Annotated in this window: 15 protein-coding genes; 6 read left to right on the top strand and 9 right to left on the bottom strand. The window is 69.4% G+C overall.

All coding sequences use genetic code 11. The annotated features are described in order from the left end of the window. Positions 1-67: 67 nt before the first annotated feature. The 4 genes from ACFYZ8_RS42490 (at position 68) to ACFYZ8_RS42475 (ending at position 2,827) form a co-directional block, all read left to right on the top strand. Complete coding sequence (locus ACFYZ8_RS42490) at positions 68-235, top strand: HNH/ENDO VII family nuclease (RefSeq protein WP_359031347.1); 168 nt, start codon at positions 68-70, stop codon at positions 233-235. Further along, positions 232-708 (top strand): SMI1/KNR4 family protein, encoded by a 477-nt coding sequence (locus tag ACFYZ8_RS42485; RefSeq protein WP_388541857.1) that lies wholly within the window; start codon positions 232-234, stop codon positions 706-708. Before ACFYZ8_RS42490 ends, ACFYZ8_RS42485 begins: the two co-directional genes overlap by 4 nt. Positions 709-911: 203 nt before the next feature. Then, positions 912-1,880: a type I pantothenate kinase gene (coaA, locus tag ACFYZ8_RS42480; protein ID WP_388541854.1), complete on the top strand. Its 969-nt coding sequence runs from the start codon at positions 912-914 to the stop codon at positions 1,878-1,880. Positions 1,881-1,906: 26 nt separating this feature from the next. Next, entirely contained in the window at positions 1,907-2,827 is a 921-nt protein-coding gene (locus ACFYZ8_RS42475; protein ID WP_388541851.1) for a DUF389 domain-containing protein, read from the top strand. A 266-nt stretch (positions 2,828-3,093) separates the two neighbouring features. On the opposite strand, the gene glmM is transcribed toward ACFYZ8_RS42475, so the two are convergent. From glmM to rplM, 3 genes are all read right to left on the bottom strand, one after another. Beyond that, positions 3,094-4,452, bottom strand: coding sequence for a phosphoglucosamine mutase (glmM, locus tag ACFYZ8_RS42470; protein WP_359031351.1), 1,359 nt, complete (start codon positions 4,450-4,452; stop codon positions 3,094-3,096). Between the two features lie 190 nt (positions 4,453-4,642). Continuing rightward, positions 4,643-5,164 (bottom strand): 30S ribosomal protein S9, encoded by a 522-nt coding sequence (gene rpsI / locus ACFYZ8_RS42465; protein ID WP_031038459.1) that lies wholly within the window; start codon positions 5,162-5,164, stop codon positions 4,643-4,645. A 42-nt stretch (positions 5,165-5,206) separates the two neighbouring features. Continuing rightward, a complete protein-coding gene (rplM, locus tag ACFYZ8_RS42460) occupies positions 5,207-5,650 on the bottom strand; it encodes a 50S ribosomal protein L13 (RefSeq protein WP_359031352.1) in 444 nt (147 codons plus the stop codon). A 327-nt stretch (positions 5,651-5,977) separates the two neighbouring features. Here rplM and ACFYZ8_RS42455 point away from each other — a divergent pair, with 327 nt between their 5' ends. After that, on the top strand, positions 5,978-6,865 hold the full coding sequence (locus ACFYZ8_RS42455) for a hypothetical protein (protein WP_359031353.1): 888 nt from the start codon (positions 5,978-5,980) through the stop codon (positions 6,863-6,865). Positions 6,866-6,916: 51 nt separating this feature from the next. Here ACFYZ8_RS42455 and ACFYZ8_RS42450 read toward each other — a convergent pair whose 3' ends face one another. The 6 genes from ACFYZ8_RS42450 to ACFYZ8_RS42425 all read right to left on the bottom strand — a co-directional run bounded on the left by ACFYZ8_RS42450 (position 6,917) and on the right by ACFYZ8_RS42425 (position 14,395). Continuing rightward, a complete protein-coding gene (locus tag ACFYZ8_RS42450) occupies positions 6,917-7,444 on the bottom strand; it encodes a GtrA family protein (RefSeq protein ID WP_359031355.1) in 528 nt (175 codons plus the stop codon). A gap of 8 nt (positions 7,445-7,452) precedes the next feature. After that, positions 7,453-8,211 carry a polyprenol monophosphomannose synthase gene (locus tag ACFYZ8_RS42445; protein WP_359031356.1) on the bottom strand — a complete coding sequence of 253 codons (759 nt, stop codon included), beginning with the start codon at positions 8,209-8,211 and terminating at the stop codon, positions 7,453-7,455. 70 nt (positions 8,212-8,281) lie between these two features. Next, on the bottom strand, positions 8,282-10,087 hold the full coding sequence (locus ACFYZ8_RS42440; protein WP_388541847.1) for a glycosyltransferase family 39 protein: 1,806 nt from the start codon (positions 10,085-10,087) through the stop codon (positions 8,282-8,284). Continuing rightward, positions 10,084-11,976: a glycosyltransferase family 39 protein gene (locus ACFYZ8_RS42435; protein WP_359031358.1), complete on the bottom strand. Its 1,893-nt coding sequence runs from the start codon at positions 11,974-11,976 to the stop codon at positions 10,084-10,086. Before ACFYZ8_RS42435 ends, ACFYZ8_RS42440 begins: the two co-directional genes overlap by 4 nt. Continuing rightward, positions 11,973-13,022 (bottom strand): glycosyl hydrolase, encoded by a 1,050-nt coding sequence (locus ACFYZ8_RS42430; protein WP_359031359.1) that lies wholly within the window; start codon positions 13,020-13,022, stop codon positions 11,973-11,975. Before ACFYZ8_RS42430 ends, ACFYZ8_RS42435 begins: the two co-directional genes overlap by 4 nt. Beyond that, positions 13,019-14,395: a glycosyltransferase family 2 protein gene (locus ACFYZ8_RS42425; protein WP_359031478.1), complete on the bottom strand. Its 1,377-nt coding sequence runs from the start codon at positions 14,393-14,395 to the stop codon at positions 13,019-13,021. The genes ACFYZ8_RS42430 and ACFYZ8_RS42425 overlap by 4 nt, the downstream gene beginning before the upstream one ends. A gap of 506 nt (positions 14,396-14,901) precedes the next feature. On the opposite strand from ACFYZ8_RS42425, the gene ACFYZ8_RS42420 reads away from it, so the two are divergent. Beyond that, positions 14,902-19,311 (top strand): choice-of-anchor D domain-containing protein, encoded by a 4,410-nt coding sequence (locus tag ACFYZ8_RS42420; RefSeq protein WP_388541843.1) that lies wholly within the window; start codon positions 14,902-14,904, stop codon positions 19,309-19,311. Positions 19,312-19,326: the final 15 nt, after the last annotated feature.

Below are 19,326 nucleotides of genomic sequence, written 5' to 3'. Positions count from 1 at the left end.
GCGGCGGAGAACGACCACCCCGACTCCGGTGACGCGCCGTCAGCAGACAACCAGTTTCAGTCAACTATTGGTGAAGGGGACATTCGGGCGCCGCACTCATCCGCGACGACTTTTCGACAACTACGGCAAGCTGCACTGGAAGTCGGGCACCAAGATCCCCAGCGGAATCGACCGGCCCGAGTTCGAGAGGTGGAAGACGGCGTACTGGAAGAACAGGGCGAAGGACTTCTCATGACGAAGGCTCTGCGGGCGGCTGATCAAGTGATCAGCCTTGTGCGTGACAACGAGGATCTGGCCCAGCACGGCACCGGCTGTCCTCCGGAGATGATCGCCCGAGCGGAAGCGGAGATGGCACTCGTCTTCCCGCCCTCCTATCGGCGGCTCATCGAGGAGTTCGGCACATGGGAGGTGCCGCCCGCCGAGTTCCTCGGCCTGTACCGGACACCTGCCGGAGGGGAGGAACTGCTGGGCACTCCCGCCCACACCCGGGAGGACCGGGCCGCGCTGGGGCTTCCCCAGCACTTCATGGTCGTCATGCATGACGACGTCTGGGGCATCGTCGTCCTCGACACCTCCCGGCCCGACGAGGACGGCGAGTACCCCGTCCTTGCCTGGAACCCGGGAGTGCTCGACGGCGGGCTCATGGAGAAGATCGCGGACAGCTACGGCGAGTTCGCCCTCACGGAATGCCGGCAGAACCTGAGCTGACCCGCTGCGGAGCAGACTCCGGCCAGGGGCCGCCCATCTCGATGGGCGGCCCCCTTCACGTGCCACAACGAGTGCCGTCGCCGAAGCCGACCAGGTGACGTGATCATGCCGAGGTGGTCCCTCAGAGCCCGACGTGACCCACCCCACCCCCCACCCCGTTCAAACTCCGTTAACAATGGACTGTGATCTCTCCGGTCTCCCCGATGCCCCGGAGCGCCCACCGGCACAAGCCGGAGGCGACTCCTTACGTCGATCTCACCCGCTCAGAGTGGAGTGCGCTGCGCGAGAAGACGCCCCTCCCGCTGAACGCCGAAGAGGTCGAGAAGCTGCGCGGCCTCGGTGACGTCATCGACCTCGACGAGGTGCGGGACATCTACCTCCCGCTGTCCCGGCTGCTGAACCTCTACGTCGGCGCCACGGAGGGTCTCAGGGGCGCCCTGAACACCTTCCTCGGCGAGCAGGGCTCCCAGTCGGGCACCCCGTTCGTCATAGGGGTCGCGGGATCGGTCGCCGTCGGGAAGTCCACCGTCGCCCGGCTCCTGCAGGCCCTGCTCTCCCGCTGGCCCGAGCATCCGCGCGTGGAGCTGGTCACGACCGACGGCTTCCTGCTGCCCACCCGGGAGCTTCAGGCCCGCGGGCTCATGTCGCGCAAGGGCTTCCCGGAGTCGTACGACCGCCGGGCCCTGACCCGTTTCGTCGCCGACATCAAGGCGGGCAAGGACGAGGTCACCGCCCCCGTCTACTCCCACCTGATCTACGACATCGTCCCGGACCAGCGGCTCACCGTGCGCCGCCCCGACATCCTGATCGTCGAGGGCCTCAACGTGCTGCAGCCCGCCCTGCCCGGCACGGACGGCCGCACCCGCGTCGGTCTCGCCGACTACTTCGACTTCAGCGTGTACGTCGACGCGAGCGCCGAGGACATCGAGCGCTGGTACCTCAGCCGGTTCAGGAAGCTCCGGCAGACCGCCTTCCAGAACCCCGACTCGTACTTCAGGAAGTACACCCAGGTCTCCGAGGAGGAGGCCGTCGACTACGCCCGCACCCTCTGGCGCACCATCAACAAGCCCAACCTGGTGGAGAACATCGCCCCCACCCGCGGCCGCGCCACCCTCGTCATCCGCAAGGGCCAGGACCACAAGGTGCGCAAGCTCAGCCTCCGCAAACTCTGAGCGTCCGGGCCTGTTAGAAAGGCGTCATGCTGCATCTGCGCCTGATCACCCCGGCCGACAAGACCGACGACGTGGTCCGACTGATCGAGGGGACGGTCGGCACCACGCACCTCGTCGTGATGCCGGGCACCGCCCGCAATCCGGAGGGCGACGTCGTGATGTGTGACGTGGCGCGCGAGGCGGGTGACGAACTCCTCACCGAACTCCAGGGGTTGGGCCTCGACAACACCGGCTCCATCGCGGTCGAGAACATCGACCTGTCCCTGTCGAAACGCGCCGACAAGGCCGAGGCGGAGGCTCCCGGCGAAGGGGCGGACGCGGTCCTGTGGGAGCACCTGACCGAGGCCACGCACGAGGAGTCGACGCTCTCGGCCACCTACCTCGCCTTCATCACCCTGGCCACGATGATCGCGGCCTGCGGTGTGGTGCTCGACAACGCGGTCCTCATCGTGGGCGCGATGGCCGTGGGCCCGGAGTTCGGCCCGCTCGCCGGCATCTCCACCTCGATAGTGCAGCGCGCCCCCCGCCTGGCCCTTCGCTCACTGATCGCGCTCCTGGTGGGCTTCGCCGTGGCCATGGCGGTGACCGTGGGCTTCAGCCTCTTCATGGACGCGCTGGACCTGTTCAGCAAGGACCTGCTGGAGGCCGACCGCCCCCAGACCGGCTTCGTCTACGCCCCCGACGCCTTCTCCTTCATCGTCGCCGTCCTGGCCGGCGCCGCCGGCACCCTCTCCCTGACCTCGGCGAAGTCCGGTGCCCTGGTGGGTGTGGCCATCTCGGTCACCACGGTTCCCGCGGCCGCCAACGCGGCGGTGGCCCTCAGCTACGGCGACACCAAGCAGACCTGGGGTTCGACGGAACAACTCCTCCTGAACCTCCTGGGCATCATCCTGGCGGGAACGGTGACCCTGCTGCTCCAGAAATGGGCCTGGCGGAAACGCACCTGACGCACAAGCCCACTCGGCACCCGGAGATCAGCCGAGCGCCGACTTCACCGCGCCGGCAACCGACCCCGAGCCTCCGCCGCCCCAAGTCCCCGCTCGACCTCCGACACCGCCGCGGCGCCCTCAGGGCGCAGGGCGCACCCCGCCCGCAACCGACCGAGCCTCCGTCGCCCCGAGCTCCCGCTCGGCCTCGGCCACCGCTACGGCGCCCTTGGGGCGCGGGGAACTGCGCGACCAGCCCCCCACGCACCCGCACTCGCCCCCGCAGATCAGCCCAGCGCCGACTTCACCGCGTCAGCCAGCCGCCCCGCAACGGACCGCGCCTGATCGATGTCCGCCGCCTCGACCATGACCCGGACCAACGGCTCGGTCCCCGACGGCCGCAGCAACACCCGCCCCGTCGCCCCGAGTTCACGCTCGGCCTCGGCCACCGCCGCCGAAAGCTCCGCGGACGTCGACACCCGGGAGCGGTCCACGTCAGGCACGTTGATCAGCACCTGCGGCAGCCGCTCCATCACGGCGGCCAGTTCCTTCAGCGACCGCCCGCTCTCCGCGACGCGCGCCGCCAGCATCAGCCCGGTCAGCGTCCCGTCCCCGGTGGTGGCGTGGTCCAGGATGATGACGTGCCCGGACTGCTCACCGCCGAGGGCGTACCCGTGCTCCTTCATCTCCTCGAGCACATACCGGTCACCGACGGCGGTCTGGACGAGCCGAAGGCCCTCCCGCTCCAGCGCCAGCTTGAACCCGAGGTTCGACATGACCGTCGCGACGACGGTGTCGGACCGCAGCGCCGACCGGTCTCTCATCGCCAGCGCGAGCACGGCCATGATCTGGTCGCCGTCGACTTCCTCACCGGTGTGGTCGACGGCCAGGCACCGGTCCGCGTCCCCGTCGTGCGCGATGCCGAAATCGGCCCCGTGCTCGACGACGGCGGTCTTCAGCAGGTCGAGATGTGTGGAGCCGCAGCCGTCGTTGATGTTGAGGCCGTCCGGCTGGGCACCGATGGTGATGACCTCGGCGCCGGCTCGCGAGAACGCCTCGGGCGACACCCGGGCGGCGGCGCCGTGCGCCTCGTCGAGGACGATCTTCAGCCCGTCGAGCCGGTTCGGCAGTACGGCGATCAGATGGGCCACGTACTTGTCGAAGCCCTCGGTGTACTCGCGGACCCGGCCGACGCCTCCGCCGGTCGGCCGCTCCCAGGGCTCGCCGCCCTTGTGCTCCTCGTAGACGGCCTCGATGCGCTCCTCCAGCTCGTCGTCGAGCTTGTGCCCGCCCCGCGCGAGGAACTTGATGCCGTTGTCGGGCATGGCGTTGTGGCTGGCGGAGAGCATGACACCGAGGTCGGCGCCGAGCACACCCGTGAGGTACGCCACCGCGGGCGTCGGCAGCACGCCGACCTTCAGGACGTCCACACCGGCGCTCGCGAGGCCCGCGACCACGGCGGCTTCCAGGAACTCCCCGGACGCACGCGGGTCCCGTCCGACCACGGCCGTCGGCCGGTGGCCCTGGAACGTACCCGCCTCGGCCAGCACGTGCGCCGCCGCGACGGAGAGACCGAGCGCCATCTCGGCCGTCAGATCCGCGTTGGCGACACCGCGTACGCCGTCCGTGCCGAAGAGTCGTCCCACTTGTCCTCCTGAGGAAGCGTCAGTTACGGAGATCATCCGATCACATGAGCCTTTGAGCGCCTTGTGCCGTTATACGCCCAGGGCTGTGATAAACGAACGCCCCGGCGGCACTGTGGCGTGCCGCCGGGGCGAACGGACGTACTGCTGACTCGCGGGAACGAGCAGGTACGAGCAGAACAGGCAGCGAAGATTAACGCTTGCTGTACTGCGGGGCCTTGCGGGCCTTCTTGAGACCGGCCTTCTTGCGCTCGACCGCACGGTCGTCGCGGCGGAGGAAGCCGGCCTTCTTGAGGGCGCCGCGGTTGTTGTCCACGTCGGCCTCGTTCAGCGCGCGGGCGACACCGAGACGGAGCGCACCGGCCTGGCCGGAGACACCGCCACCCGCGATGCGGGCGATGACGTCGTAGCGGCCCTCGAGCTCGAGCACCTTGAAGGGCTCGTTGACTTCCTGCTGGTGCACCTTGTTGGGGAAGTAGTCCTCAAGGGTGCGACCGTTGATCTTCCACTTGCCGGTGCCCGGGACGATCCGGACGCGGGCGATGGCGTTCTTGCGACGGCCCAGGCCGGCGGCCGGCTGCGGGTCGCCGAAGCGGGACGCCATGGACTCCGAGGTGTACTCGCCCTCGACGGGGACCTCGGACTCGGTGGTGTAGCTGTCGATGTCGACGATCTCTTCGCCCTCGACGGGCGTCTCGACGGTGGTCTCGGCCACGATGCTCCTCAGATTCTCTTCAGTCTTAGGGGGTGGCCGGACTTACTGCGCGACCTGGGTGATCTCGAACGGCACCGGCTGCTGCGCAGCGTGCGGGTGCTGGTCGCCCGAGTAGACCTTCAGCTTGCTGATCATCTGACGGCCCAGGCTGTTCTTGGGGATCATGCCCTTGATGGCCTTCTCGACGGCCTTCTCGGGGTTCTTCGCCAGCAGCTCGTCGTAGCGGACGGAGCGCAGACCACCCGGGTAACCGGAGTGGCGGTACGCCAGCTTCTGGGTCTTCTTGTTGCCGGACAGGTGAACCTTGTCGGCGTTGATGATGATGACGAAGTCGCCCATGTCCATGTGCGGGGCATAGGTCGGCTTGTGCTTGCCACGGAGGAGGTTCGCGGCAGTGGTAGCCAGACGGCCCAGGACGACGTCCTGAGCGTCAATGACGTGCCACTGGCGAGTCACATCGCCGGGCTTGGGGCTGTACGTACGCACTTCGCAGCCTTCTTCTTCAGTGGATGGGTGCTGACACATGGCATCACTGAAGCGATCGTGCAGCTGGGGACGACAATGGCCGGGACACTGCCCGTATGCCGCCCACTGGTAACTGCTCCAGGGAACCTAGGTAAAGGCCTCTCGCGATGAGAACGAGCGAGCCGATACACAACGAAGAAGCAGGATACCCGGGGTCGCACGGACGGGTCAAAACGAGGCCCGCACGGCACCGGTGCGGCCGAGATGTGCACGGGTGCCGGAAAGGTCCCACGGCCCAGTGTCCACAGGCCCGACAGCACCTCCCGTCCCCCGTCTAAGATGCGCCCCATGAGCTTTGGGCAGCAGGGGGGACCCCCGTCCCAGTGGGATCCCTGGAAACCGCAGTCACAGCAGCCGTGGGGCAGCGGCGGGGGCGAGCAGACTCCGGACTGGGCGGCGCTCGCCGAGGCCTCCGAGATCCGCAACAGACGGCGCCGGCTGTTCTTCATCGTCGGCGGCGCGCTCGCCACGGTCGCGATAGGCACCGCGGTGGCGATGGCCGTCGTGTCGGCGAACGGCAGCGACGAGGCGAACAAGCCGACGTCCTCGCTGTCGGCCGCCGCGATCCCCAGCGCGACCGGGACCGCACCGTCCTTCGCGCCGACCAGCGCCCCGCCGCCGCTGGACCCGAAGGACTTCATCGCCAGCAAGGCGAAGGACACGGCCCCGCTCGGCGCGCAGATCCTCTTCCCGGGCACGCAGCTGACCATGGGCTCGACCGTGTACAAGAAGGGCACGACCTCCGACACGAAGAACTGCGCCGCGGCCGACGCCGTCCAGGCGAGCCTGGGCAAGATCCTCAAGGCCAACGGCTGCACCCAGTTCATGCGGGTCAGCTACACCAAGGACGGCGTCTCGGTGACGGTCGGCGTGGCCGTCTTCGACACCGAGGCCCGGGCGACGAAGGCGAAGAGCCAGGTCAACACCAAGAAGGACATCGTCAAGTCGCTGTCCGGCGGCGCGGTCAAGCCCTTCTGCAACTCCGCGATCTGCCGCACGACCTCGAACTCCTACGGCCGCTACGCCTACTTCACCATCGCCGGCTTCGCCAGCGGCAAGAACGTCACGGAGAAGGACACCGCGGTCTTCGGCATCGGCGACAACCTGGCCGAGTTCACCTTCCGCCAGATCCACCGCCGCGGCGAGGCACAGGCCTCCGCGGCCGCGAGCGAGTGACCCGGCGCGCCGAGGCGCGCCGGGTCCGGTTCGTTCAGGGCAGCTCGCGGTTCAGGACCGCTCCCAGGAGCCGCTCAGGGCGGGCTCGGGATACGGCGCGACGGGCTCCGGCAGGCCGCCGGCCGCTTGCCGGGTCCCGGCCGTCCTGAAGACCCAGGTGCGGTAGGACCAGAAGCGGAAGAGCGTCGCCACGCCGATGCCGAGGAACTTGCTGACGTTGGTGGCCAGCGTGCCGTCCCAGCCGAGCCCGTAGGTCGTGGCGTACAGGACCGAGTTCTCGATGACCAGTCCGATCGCGCTGAAGAGCAGGAAGAGGGTCAGCTCCTTCCTGCGGCTGTTGCGGTCCTCCTCGGCCCGCTTGCGGTAGGCGAAGTACCGCAGGCCGAGATAGTTGCTGAGGATCGCGACGACCGTGGCGAGGACGCTCGCCCGGACGGTCTGCCAGTCCGTGGCGGTCCTGATGAGGTTGAAGACCGCGAGGTTGACCACGAAGCCCGAGGCCCCGACCATGCCGAACTTCGCGATCTCGCGGTACAGCTTCCCCCACCGGGAGGGAAGCGCGTGACGTCCGCTGCTCACCGGCACACTCAGCCCCGTCGGTTGCGCAGTCGCAGCCGTACCGGCATCACCGCTGACTCGATCTGCGTCGAGAGGTTCATCTTGGAGACGCCCTCGGTGCGCTCCTCGAAGCGGATCGGGATCTCCACCGCGCTGTGCCCGGCCCGTACGGCCTTGAACTTCAGCTCGACCTGGAAGCTGTAGCCGGCGCTGTCCAGGGTCGCGAGGTCGATGTCCCGCAGGGTGGCGGCCGACCAGAGATTGAAGCCCGCGGTGATGTCCCGGATCTTGGTGCCGAGCACGGTCCGGGCGTAGCGGTTGGCGAAGCGGGACAGCAGGACGCGGTGCCTGCCCCACTCCTCGTCCAGCGAGCCGCCCTCCACGTAACGGCTGCCGACGACCAGGCCGACCCCGGACGCCACCGCCGTACCGAGCATGCGTGGGACCGCTTCCACGGGGTGGCTGCCATCGGCGTCCATCTGGACGACGTACGCGGCGCCCTCGTCCAGCGCGGCGCTCATGCCGGCGACGTAGGCGCGCCCGAGCCCGTCCTTCTCGGTCCGGTGCAGCACGCTCATCCGGCGCCGCCCGTCCCAGTTGTACTTCTCGGCGAGCTCCTCGGCGATCCGGCCGGTCCCGTCCGGACTGGAGTCGTCCACGATCTTCAGGTGGAGCCCGTCGAGCGGCAGTTGGAGCACCGCCTCGGCCATTCTCGGCAGGTTGGCGGCTTCGTTGTACGTGGGCATCACCACGGTGACAGCCACGTCCGCCCCCACGTCGTACGTCATCTTCTCTTTCCCCTCCCCAATTGACTGCTCCCCCCGCCGGACGCGGGTCGTCCCGCGTCCGGAACCCAACTCAGGTGTGCACCTTGCGCTTCGCGGCGTCGTCCTCGTCCTTGGACGGGTCGTCCGTCGCGGCGCGTGTCCTTTCGAGGAGCACGAGCTGGAGGTATCGCAGCTTCCGGGTCTTCACGACCTTGAAGCTCTTCTGGATCGCGGTCGCCGTCGTCTTCGGCATGCCGCTGAACGGCTGCCCGTCGAGCGTCGTCGACACGAGCCACAGCCGGTCGGCCTTGGCCAGGCACCTCGCGGCATCCGGGCATTCGAGCGCGCCGAACGACCCCAGCTCCTGCGGAGTGCGGTACATCAGCACGTCGCGCGGGCGGCCGGCGTCGTCCCGCAGTTCGTAGTCCATGGCCCGGCGCTCGGACATCACACCGCTGAAGACGATGCCGTCGCCCTTCTTCTGCCCGGCCTCGACCAGCTGGGCGGCGCCGCGGAAATCGGGCTCGCCCAGAGCGTTCTGCCGGGTCTCACGGATCCCGGGCAGCGACTGGAAGGCGATCCCGGCGACCGCCGCCGCCACGAGCACCCAGCCGAGGCCCCGCCGCGCCGCCCCTCCGGTACCGGCCTTCGCCCCGGCCACCGGCCCGGCGATCCGGACCACGGCGACGGCCGCGAGCAGGACCCAGGCGGGCGCGGTGAACAGCAGATAGCGCGGCAGGAAGAGGTGCAGCTGCGCGGCGGTGGCGTAGGTCGCGAGCGGCGGCAGCACGATCCAGACGGCCAGCGGAAGGGCACGCCGTCCCGCGAAGAACAGCCCGAGCGCGCCGAGCGCCATGACCGGCACGGCCACCGCCCAGGACCCGAAGAGGTTCTTGGGGAAGTCGAGCAGGTCCTTCAGCACCGGGTTGTTCCAGGCGATCTGTCCGCTCTGCCCCGAGCCGGCGACGGCCATGGGAATGACGAAGCACAGGCCCAGCGTGCAGGCCGCGGCGTAGGCCCAGCCCACGATCTTGTCGCCGGACCGCCGGGCGATGAGGATCATCACCAGATGCGCGCCGAGGACGGCCATCGAGGCCAGGTGGCTCCAGCCGATCAGCGGCACCGACAGCGTGTAGGCGACCCACACCTTGAACGACGGCTTGTCCAGCGCCCTGGCGAGCAGCAGGGTCGACAGCAGCACCGCGGCCACCGCGAAGGCGTACGGGCGGATCTCCTGCCCGTACCGCGTGGTGACCGGCACGACGGCGAAGGCGAGCCCCGCGAGCAGTCCCGCCTGGGTGGTGAACAGCCGCCTCCCGAGCAGGGCGAGCAGACCCGCGGAGGCCGCCATGGCCACCGCGCCGGGGACGCGCATCGCGGTCGGGGAGTCGCCGGCGACGGCGCTCCAGAGGTGCATGAACACGTAGTACGGCGTGAACACGACGTCGATCGAGCGGATCAGCAGGCTCAGGTCGTGGAAGGACAGCGTGGCCGCCCACCAGGTGGCGTGTTCGTCGCGCCACAGCTCGCGGTCACCGATCCGGTGCAGGATCAGGGCGAAGGCGAGCGCCGTGGGCACCAGGAAGACCACCGCGGTGGCGAGCCGGCCGCCCTTCGGGCCCTCGGGTTCCTCGTCGGCCGGCGCGTCCGCGGGCGGCTGCGGGTCGACCGGTTCCGGAGCGGCGGGCTCGGGAGCGTAAGCACCCTGCGCGCCCGGATACCCGCCCGGATCGGCGTACTGACCGGAAGCGCCGTACGCGCCCGGCTCGGCGTAGGTGCCCTGGCCGCCGGCGTACGTGCCCTGCCCGGCGTAGGCGCCCTGCCCGGCGTAGGGATCGTGGCCGCCCGGGGCGTCGGGGTACCCGCCACCGTACGGAGTGGGGGCGTGGGGACTCATCGTTTCACCCAAATCCGGTAGGCGTGCTCTCCGCTGCTCGTGGTGTACGGGAACACGGCCGCCAGCCGGTAGTGGGAGTTGTTCTTCAACCCCTCCTTCACCGCTTCGTACGTCACCGGGCTGACATCGCCGTGCATCACGATCGCGTCGAACTTTCCGTCACGGACGGCCTGCCGGAACGCGTCGGGGCCGGTGTACTGCTTGCCGTCCTTGCCGCGGTAGTCCATGAAGTAGGAGTTCTGCCACTGCGTCCAGTTGGTCTTGTCCCGCAGGTAGTAGGCGGGGACCTCCTGCTCCTCGGCGAGGTAGGTGCCCTTCCTGTCGACGACCGTGCGCAGGTACGAGGTCATCTGCGTGGAGTCCGGGAAGCTGTACGCCCGCTGGGCCTGCACCATGCCGAACACCAGGGTGGCGACGTAGAGCAGGATCCCGAGCTGTGGATGCCGGAAGTGCGGGCCGACCAGGCGGGCCATGCCGAGGCCGGCCAGCGGAGCTGCGAAGAACAGTCCGAAGCCGACGTGCTTGTAGAGCGAGATCTCGGTGTGGAGGTGGATCTGGTAGGCGGGGGCGAGCAGCGCGGTACCGGTCAGCAGCACGCCGAGCGCGGCGCGCCGCCAGCGCCCCGAGGTCTCGCCGCCGACCCACGGCATCTCCCCCATCCGCGCGCGCAGCACATAGGCGATCGTGCCGCCGAGCGCGGCCAGGAAGACCAGCCCGCCCCACTCCGCGCTGTGCTGGAGCATCGTCGCCGCCGTGTCCGTGCCCTTCGCGCGGTCGGTGGTGGTGGAGCTGATGCCGCCCAGCGGACCGGAGAACCAGTAGCCGATCCCGAGCAGGGCCACGATGCCGGTGCCCAGCACCACACCACGGCCCAGTGCGCGGACGCCGCGGTGCCGATGCGCGGTGATCACCGCGAGAACCACCAGGGTCGGGAGGTACAGACCGGAGGCGTACTTCACGCCGAACGCCAGTGCGGCCGGCGGTGCCGCGAGCAGCACGGCCAGGGCCTTCATCCGGTCGGTGCGCACCACCGCCCAGGCGGACAGTGCGAGCAGGAAGATGGCGGCGGCGTCGTAGGTGGCGAAGTTGCCGAGCACCATCGTCGACTGGAGCACCGAGAAGAGCGCGGCGGCGCCGAGCGCGGCGCGCAGGTTGAACAGCCGCCGGGTCAGCGCGTACAGCAGCGCGGTGGCGCCCAGCATGAACAGCAGGCTGACCACGCGTACCCCGGCGAGGCCGAACTGGCTGTCCACGGCACCGGCGAGCACCGGGTACAGCTTGGGGTGGCCGGAGAAGTAGGCCGCGAAGTCCACCGGCAGTTTGGTGCCGTGCAGCAGGTTGGCCAGCTCGTAGTGGCCCGCCGCGATGTAGAGCGCCTCGTCCTGGAAGGCGGTCCCGGTCAGCCGCAGGGAGAGCCCCGCCTGCACGAGCAGAATGCACAGCAGCACCCCGCGCCCGAGCAGCTTGCTGCGCCGCGTGTCCACCGCCCACGACGACTCCGCGACGGGCGGCAGCGTGTAGCCGGGCTTGTGCGGCTCGGGCTCCACGGCCGCGGGGGCCGCCGGTTCGGGCTCGACGGCGGTGTAGGAGGCGTACGGGTCGAAGGGCGCGAAGGTGTCGTACGCCTGCTGGTCGGTGTACGAGGACGTCCGGTCGTGGACGTCGAAGCGCCAGCTGCCGGTCTCGGTGAAGTAGCCGGGCTGGTAGCCGCCGGCCTGTTCCTGGTCCGGTGAGTGGGCCGGCTGCGCCTGCTGCGCGTACTGCCTGAGGCTCTCGCGCTGCGCGTACCGCCGCCCGCTGTCGTCGGTGTGACCGTACTGCTGACCGTACGCGTATTCGTCATGGAGCTCTGGGTCGTCCGCCCACGTGGGCGTGGTCCGATCGCTCATGGCTTCTTCACATCGAATCCGAACTCCGGGTTCGCGGCCTGCTCCTTGAAGGTCTTCTCGGACAGCGGACCGCTGTTGATGCGCCAGTCCGTCTCCTTGTCGAAGTTGAACCAGACGAACCCGATGACGTCGTCGCGCTCGGCGGTCCCCTGGAAGAGGGACTTGATGTCGGCGGGCTTGCGCTCACCGGCCTGCGCGGCGGTCTCCGCGATGATGAACGGTTTCTTCGTGAAGGTACGGATCTGTGTCATCGTCGGCCCGTACAGCGTCTGGTACGTGCTCGGCCCGGTGGCCCCGTAGTAGCCGATGACCCCGACCCAGTCGACGTAGTCGTCGCCCGGCCAGTACGGCTTGAGCTTCACGTCCGGCACCGGGTGGGTGACGTTCGGGCTCCACACCCAGATGACCTGGGTGGCGCCCTCGTCGTCGAAGATGTCGTGGACGTGCTTGTACGCGGCGGTGAACTGGGCCGCGGTGGCCTTCTTGGTGCCCCACGGGTACCAGAAGCCGTTCATCTCGTGCGCGAAGCTGATCGCCACGGGCAGGTTCAGTTCCTTGACGGACTGCGCGTACTCGCGGATGTACGCGTCCTGCTTGCCCGAGGCGATGTCCTTCAGGCTCGTCTTGAACGGCTCCCAGGCGATGAACGCCACCGCGCCGTAGTCCCAGGAGTTCTGCACGAGCCGCTGCTCGTACTGGTCGCCCCAGGCCGAGTAGAACTCCATCAGGTTGGGCTTCTTGCCGGCCCGCCTGGCGAAGTCCTCGACGGACGCCATCTTGGCGGGGGCACCGTCTGCGGCCAGACCCAGGTACTTCTTCCTCGGGTCCAGCAGCGGCCGCACGTCGTACGGCGGCTCGGGCTTCGCCGACTCGGCGGCCTCGGCCGTGCCGGTGGCGGCCGGATCCTCGCCCTGGCCGCGCTCGTACTGGGCACGGCCCTCGTCGGAGAACGTGCTGCACCCGGCCGACAGCGCGCCGACGAGCAGCACGGCGGCCAGCGCCCGCACGGGACGCAGGGCTCGTACCTGGCGTACGGAGAAAGTCATGCGGTCGCTTCCTGCACTTCCTGGGCGTGCGGCTGGACGAGAACACGGCCGACGACCATGGCGTAGAAGAGGCCGGCGGACAGCATCAGCGCGAAGTCCGGCGGATAGAGGGTGAGCATGCGCCAGGCGGCGACGAGGATCCAGGCCACGGCGGTGCCGCCGGTCCAGAGGATCATGCAGTTCCAGTAGCGGCGCATGCCGTTCTTCTTGGCGCCCGCCGAACCGGTGGGCTTCCAGCCCATGGGCCGGCCCCGCAGCACGTCCCAGACGGCGAAGACGTGCGACCAGCCGTACATGACGCGGACGGCCCAGGCCTCCAGCCGGTACGGCGCCCGGTGCCAGAGCGGCAGCACCAGCGTGACGTAGGCGACGCTGGGCAGCACCCAGAGGGTGGCCTCGGCGCGCATCAGGTCCGGGCGGAGGATCATCAGGCCGAGCGGGATGAGCGGCGTGATGAAGGTGGCGAGCGCGGTCTGGAGGTAGTAGAGGAAGCCCGAGACGTAGCAGAGCCGCGTCTTGAACTTGAGGTCCATCTCCCAGAACCGCTTGCTGGTGAGCAGCTCCAGGGAGCCCATGCACCAGCGGTACTGCTGGTTGTGGAACGCGCCGGCCGTGTCCGGGCACACGCCGGCGGACAGGGCGACGGGCACGTAGCGCAGCTTCCAGCCCAGCGCCCGCAGATCGAAGCCGGTGTACATGTCCTCGGAGTGCTCGATCAGCGTGATGCCGCCGGTCTGCTCCAGGGCCGCGCGCCGGTAGATCGCGCACGAACCCACGCAGATGGACCCGTCATGGTCCTCACGGGAGGTCTGGACGGAGCGGTAGAACTGCTCCTGCACGGCGCCCGCGCCTCGCTCGATCCAGTTCTGCGCGTCGACGATGCGGAAGAACTGGGGCGACTGGACGATGGCGACCTTCTCGTCGTCGTCCATGTGCGGCAGCAGCTCGTCGAGCAGGTCGGCGCGGGGCGCGAAGTCGGCGTCCAGGATGAGGATGTGGTCGCCGTCGGTCTTCTCGAAGGCGTGATTGAGGTTGCCGGCCTTCTTGAACCAGCCGCGGTTGGGCCGCACCACGTAGTGGAACCCGAAGTCGGCGGCCATGGCCCCGACCTCGTCCTCGGCGGCGTCGTCGAGGACGTACGTCTTCACGACGCCCTGATAGCTGCCGGCCAGCCGGTTCACATGGACCCAGGTGTTGTGGAGCACCTCCAGGGGCTCTCCGCACACCGGCAGGAAGATGTCCACGCTCGGATACCTGGCGGGCCGCCACGCGCGGACGAGCTGCTTGTGCCGCTTGATGTCGAAGTCCTTGCTGAGCCCGTCGAGGTACAGCGAGATCAGGTAGTCGGCGACGACGAAGGCGAGCAGCGGCATGGTCAGCCAGAACCACGGGCTGGACGCGGTGAAGAGGAACTGGCTCACCGCGAGGCAGGCGAAGCTGATGAGCGAACCCGCTGTCAGCACCCACAGGTGACGGCGGGTGTAGGAGTACTTCTCGACGTCGTCCGGCGGCTGCGGCAGGAGGCCGTGGGTCTCCACGACCCGCCTGCGCCGACGGGAGCGCACGGAAGCATCGACTGCACTTGTCATCAAACCCCCCAGGGCCGGTCGGCCCTGCCTACCCCACGTATGTTCGGCCATCCCCATAAATCGAACTCTCGACCGGACCGCGAAAGCATAACCGGCTTTTCGCTTTTCGTCTCAACCTTCTTGTTAAGTGAGGGTTTCATCACGGGTCACAGGGGTAACAGCGGTGCCGGTAGTGCGCAATCGGGTCAACTGATGGTAAGAACGACCACTCAGTCTTCACGTTTGTGCCGTACCTGTGACCGCTCCGGGCGCGGACATCAGAGGGGGGTCCCGATTTGCCCGGGTTTTCCATGCCCGCACGCGGTGGCCGTCACCGCAGCCGGCGGCGCACATGGCTGCTCTCCGTCGTGGCCGTGGCCACCGCGGCACTGATCGGCACGACGATCAGCCTGGTGGCGTCCTCGGCCCAGGCCGACCAGACCACCCAGGGCGTCGACAACCTGCGCACCAACTGGGACCAGAGCGAGTCGGCGCTCTCCCCCGCGGTCGTCCAGTCGTCCGCCTTCGGCCGGCTCTTCGCCACCAAGCTCGACGGGCAGATATACGCCCAGCCGCTGGTGCTGGACGACCAGGTGATCGCGGTCACCGAGAGCAACACGCTGTACGGCCTCGACCGCACCACCGGTGCGATCGAGTGGAGCAAGAACTACGGACCCGCGTGGCCGGCCTCCGCGATCGGCTGCGGTGACCTGGTGCCCAACGTGGGCGCGACCGCGACCCCCGTCTACGACTCGGCCACCGGCTCCCTCTACTTCACCACCAAGGTCGACGACGGCACCTCCACGCACCGCCACCCGAAGTGGCTGATGCACGCGGTCGACCCGGCCTCCGGAGCCGAGCGCGACGGGTGGCCGGTCACCATCGCCGGAAGCCCCGTCAACGACCCGGGCAACGCGTTCGACCCCTTCTACGAACAGCAGCGCCCTGGCCTGCTGTTGATGGACGGCGTCGTCTACGCGGGCTTCGGCGGCCACTGCGACGCGTGGCCCTACCGCGGCTATGTGGTCGGCGTGAGCACCACCCAGCACAGCATCACGTCGATGTGGGCCACGGTGACCGGTGCCAGCACGGGCGGCGCCGGCATCTGGCAGTCCGGTGGCGGACTGGTCTCCGACGGTTCCGGCCGGATCTTCTTCAGCACCGGCAACGGCATCAGCCCGGCCCCCGGGCCCGGCAAGACCGTTCAGGGCACCCTCGCCGAGTCCGTCGTACGCCTCCAGGTGGGCGCGGACAACAGCCTCAGCACCGCCGACTTCTTCAGCCCCAGCGACGCCTCCACCCTGGACCTCAACGACCAGGACATCTCCTCGGGCGCCCCCATGGCGCTGCCGGACGGCTTCGGCACCGCCGAACACCCCCATCTGCTGGTCCAGCAGGGCAAGGACGGCCGGGTGTTCCTGCTCGACCGCGACAACCTCGGCGGCATGGGCCAGGGCCCCCAGGGCGGTGACGCCGCGGTGAGCGTGTCCGGCCCCTACCAGGGCATGTGGGGACACCCCGCGTTCTGGGGCGGCGACGGCGGCTATGTCTACGTCGTCGGCAACCAGGGCCCGCTGCGCGCGCTCAAGTACGGCGTCCGCAACGGCGGTACGCCCGCGCTCACCCTCACCGGCCAGAGCCAGGACACCTTCGGCTACACCAGCGGCTCCCCCCTGGTCACCTCCGACGGCACGGACGAGTCCAGCGCCCTGGTGTGGATGACCTCCGCGAGCAACGCCTCCGGGGCCGACGGCGCCCTGCGCGCCTACAGCCCCACCCCCGACGGCAACGGCCACCTCCAGCTGCTGTGGTCGGCACCGATCGGCACCGCGACGAAGTTCAGCACCCCGACCGCCGAGCGCGGCAAGGTGTACGTCGGCACCCGCGACGGCGTGCTCTACGGCTTCGGCAGCCCCGCCAGGACCGCTCTGACCGCGGCCTCTCTCGACTTCGGCCAGGTCGCCGTGGGCGGCAGCCACCCGGCCGCCATGAAGCTGACCGCCACCCAGGACGTCAGCATCACCGGGCTCAAGGCCTCCGGGGCCTTCTCGGTCGACCCGTCCGCCGTACCCACCCCCGAGCAGCCCACGGCACTGGCGACGGACGCCACCCTGGACGTGCCGATCACCTTCGCCCCCACCACCACCGGCGGCATCAGCGGCACCCTGACCGCGAACCTGTCGGACGGCCAGAAGCTGGTCTTCGCACTCCACGGCGTCGGCACCCGGCCCGGACTCGGGGCGGCACCCGCCGCCCTGGACTTCGGCGAAGTGCCCACCGGCAGCACCTCGACACTGAACCTCCAGGTCACCAACACCGGCACCGAGCCGGAGACCATCGACTCGGTCGACTCGCCCGACGGCGTCTTCTCCACCTCGGGACTGCCGGGCGCCGGGACGGTCGTGCAGGCCGGTGGCTCGTTCGTGCTCTCGGTCACCTACACGCCGACCGACGACCAGGCCGACAGCGACCAGCTCGTGGTCACCAGCAGCGGCGGCGGCGACACCCACACCCTGAGCGTGCCGGTCAGCGCGACGGCCATCACGGGGCAGGGACACCTGGAGTTCTCCACGAGCTCACTGGACTTCGGCCAGGTCCCGGTCGGCAGCTCCAGGTCGCTGTCGTTCACCATCACCAACACCGGCAACATCCCGGTCACGGTGACCAAGGCCAAGGCACCGACGGGTGACTTCAACAGCCCGGTGCAGATGTCGGAGGGCCTGATCATCGGTCCCGAGCAGACCGCGGTGCAGAGCGTCACGTTCACTCCGCGCTCGGCTGCGGATCTGAGCGCCTTCTACGAGGTCACCGGCACCGGGACCGACGAGAACGGCAACGGCCAGGGCGCCATGTACGTCCCGGTCAAGGGCACCGGCACCGGCACCGCCACGACCACCTCGACCGCCGACGGACTGTGGCAGACCAACGGCTCGGCGGTGCAGGCCGACGGCGGCGGGGTCCAGCTGACCCCCGCCACCAACAACCAGGCGGGCTCGGCCGTCTACACCAAGCCGCTGCGCACCGACGGCCTGCGGGCCACCTTCACCGCGAAGTTCGGCCCCGGCAACGGCGGGAAGGGCATGACGCTCGCCCTCCTCGACCCGGCCCAGAACTCCGCGTCGGCGCTGGGCGAGAACGGTGACGGCCTCGGCATCGCGGGGCGGCCGGGCACGGTGATCGCACTCGCCAGCGGCTACAACGACACGGTCAAGGCACAGAACTTCGTGGGCGTCGGCCGCAGTTCGGCCGGCTCGTCGGCGATCGACTACCAGTCGGTGATCCCGCTCAGCACCGCACTGCGCCAGGGCACCCACCAGGTGGACATCCAGGTGGACGCCGGCCATGTGTACGTCTGGATCGACGGGGCGCAGGTGATGGACGCGACACCCACGCTGACGTCCACCGCGCTCCTGGCCTTCTCCGGTGCCACCGGCGACAGCGCCGACCTGCAGACGGTGAGCGGCCCGGTCGTCAGCGAGGCCGCGCCCCCGCCGACGGAGCCGAAGGCGACGACTTCGCTCCACCTCACCGCCCCGGGCACGGCGGTGCCGGGCCGGGCCCTGTCCGTCGGCGGCACCCTGGACTCGTCCTCGGCCCTGGCCGCGGGGCAGGTCGTCCACATCACGCGCAACGGAACGGCCCTGCGCGAGGTGACGACCGCGGCGGACGGCTCCTTCTCGTTCGCCGACACCCCGTCGGCGGAAGGCACCTACACCTACGCCGCGCGGTACGACGGCGACGAGACCCACGAGGCGGCGAACGCCACCGGACTCGTCCAGGCCGCCAAGCTGCCCACCACGGTCACCCTGTCGGCGCCGGCCACGTCCACCCGCGCCGGCGCCCTCACCGTCACCGGCCAGATCTCCGGCGCGCCCTTCGCCGCCGGTCAGGTCGTCAAGGTGACGAAGACCGACCTCGGGCACTCGTCCGGCGTGGCACTCGCCGACGCGAAGCTCGCCACGAACGGCTCGTTCACGATCAAGGACACCCCGCAGATCGGCGGCGCCAACACCTACAAGGCGGCCTACGCCGGTGACGTCTCGCACAAGGCCGGCAGCCGCACCGCCACCGTCCAGGTGTCCCGCGCCGCGACCTCCCTGACCGTCGCTACGGACCACTCCACGTACGACTACGGCCAGTCCGCGAAGATCACCGCTCACCTCGGTACGACGTACAACAGCCGTACGGTGGCGATCTACGCCCAGCCGTACAGCGGAACGAAGGTCCTGGTGAAGTCGGGGGCGGTGGACTCCCACGGCAACCTGACGGCGTCGTACAAGCTCTCCCGCAACACCACGTTCAGCGCGGTGTTCGCCGGCGACCACCGGTACGCCCCGAAGACCACGGCCCGCAGCGTGAACACCTATGCCAGGGTCTCGGAGAAGCTGTCCGGCTACTACACGAGCACCCAGTACGGGAGCACGCAGTACCGGGTGTACCACCGCACGGTGAAGGAGACCCTCGACGTCACCGTCAGCCCCAACAAGGCCGGCCAGTGCGTCCTCTACCGGGTGCAGCGGTACTACAGCGGGGCCTGGCACACACAGAGCACCAGCGGCTGCTCGGCCCTGAGTTCCACCAGCACCGGCCGGCAGCAGATGTCCCTCACCAACTCGGTCGACAACAGGTACCGGGTGGCCGCGCAGTACGTCCACAGCAGCCGTGACAACACCAACCTCAGCACCTGGGGCGCCTGGCAGTACTTCACCGTCAGGCAGTGAGCACGACCGCGGTCC

Origin of the sequence: Streptomyces sp. NPDC001668, assembly GCF_042893155.1 — a bacterium.
Lineage (GTDB): Bacteria > Actinomycetota > Actinomycetes > Streptomycetales > Streptomycetaceae > Streptomyces.
The sequence above is the reverse complement of the archived record's forward strand: the minus strand, read 5'-3'. Positions and strand labels throughout refer to the sequence as shown.

Bases quoted from the DNA above. Each gene is read 5' to 3' on its own strand.
- ACFYZ8_RS42445 (WP_359031356.1), bottom strand. From the start codon at position 8,211: ATGACGTACGACGTGGGGGCGGACGTGGCTGTCACCGTGGTGATGCCC.
- coaA (WP_388541854.1), top strand. From the start codon at position 912: ATGCCCCGGAGCGCCCACCGGCACAAGCCGGAGGCGACTCCTTACGTC.
- ACFYZ8_RS42430 (WP_359031359.1), bottom strand. From the start codon at position 13,022: ATGACTTTCTCCGTACGCCAGGTACGAGCCCTGCGTCCCGTGCGGGCG.
- ACFYZ8_RS42455 (WP_359031353.1), top strand. From the start codon at position 5,978: ATGAGCTTTGGGCAGCAGGGGGGACCCCCGTCCCAGTGGGATCCCTGG.
- ACFYZ8_RS42435 (WP_359031358.1), bottom strand. From the start codon at position 11,976: ATGAGCGATCGGACCACGCCCACGTGGGCGGACGACCCAGAGCTCCAT.
- ACFYZ8_RS42485 (WP_388541857.1), top strand. From the start codon at position 232: ATGACGAAGGCTCTGCGGGCGGCTGATCAAGTGATCAGCCTTGTGCGT.
- ACFYZ8_RS42440 (WP_388541847.1), bottom strand. From the start codon at position 10,087: ATGAGTCCCCACGCCCCCACTCCGTACGGTGGCGGGTACCCCGACGCC.
- ACFYZ8_RS42425 (WP_359031478.1), bottom strand. From the start codon at position 14,395: ATGCCGCTGCTCGCCTTCGTCGTCGCCGACTACCTGATCTCGCTGTAC.
- ACFYZ8_RS42420 (WP_388541843.1), top strand. From the start codon at position 14,902: ATGCCCGCACGCGGTGGCCGTCACCGCAGCCGGCGGCGCACATGGCTG.
- ACFYZ8_RS42475 (WP_388541851.1), top strand. From the start codon at position 1,907: ATGCTGCATCTGCGCCTGATCACCCCGGCCGACAAGACCGACGACGTG.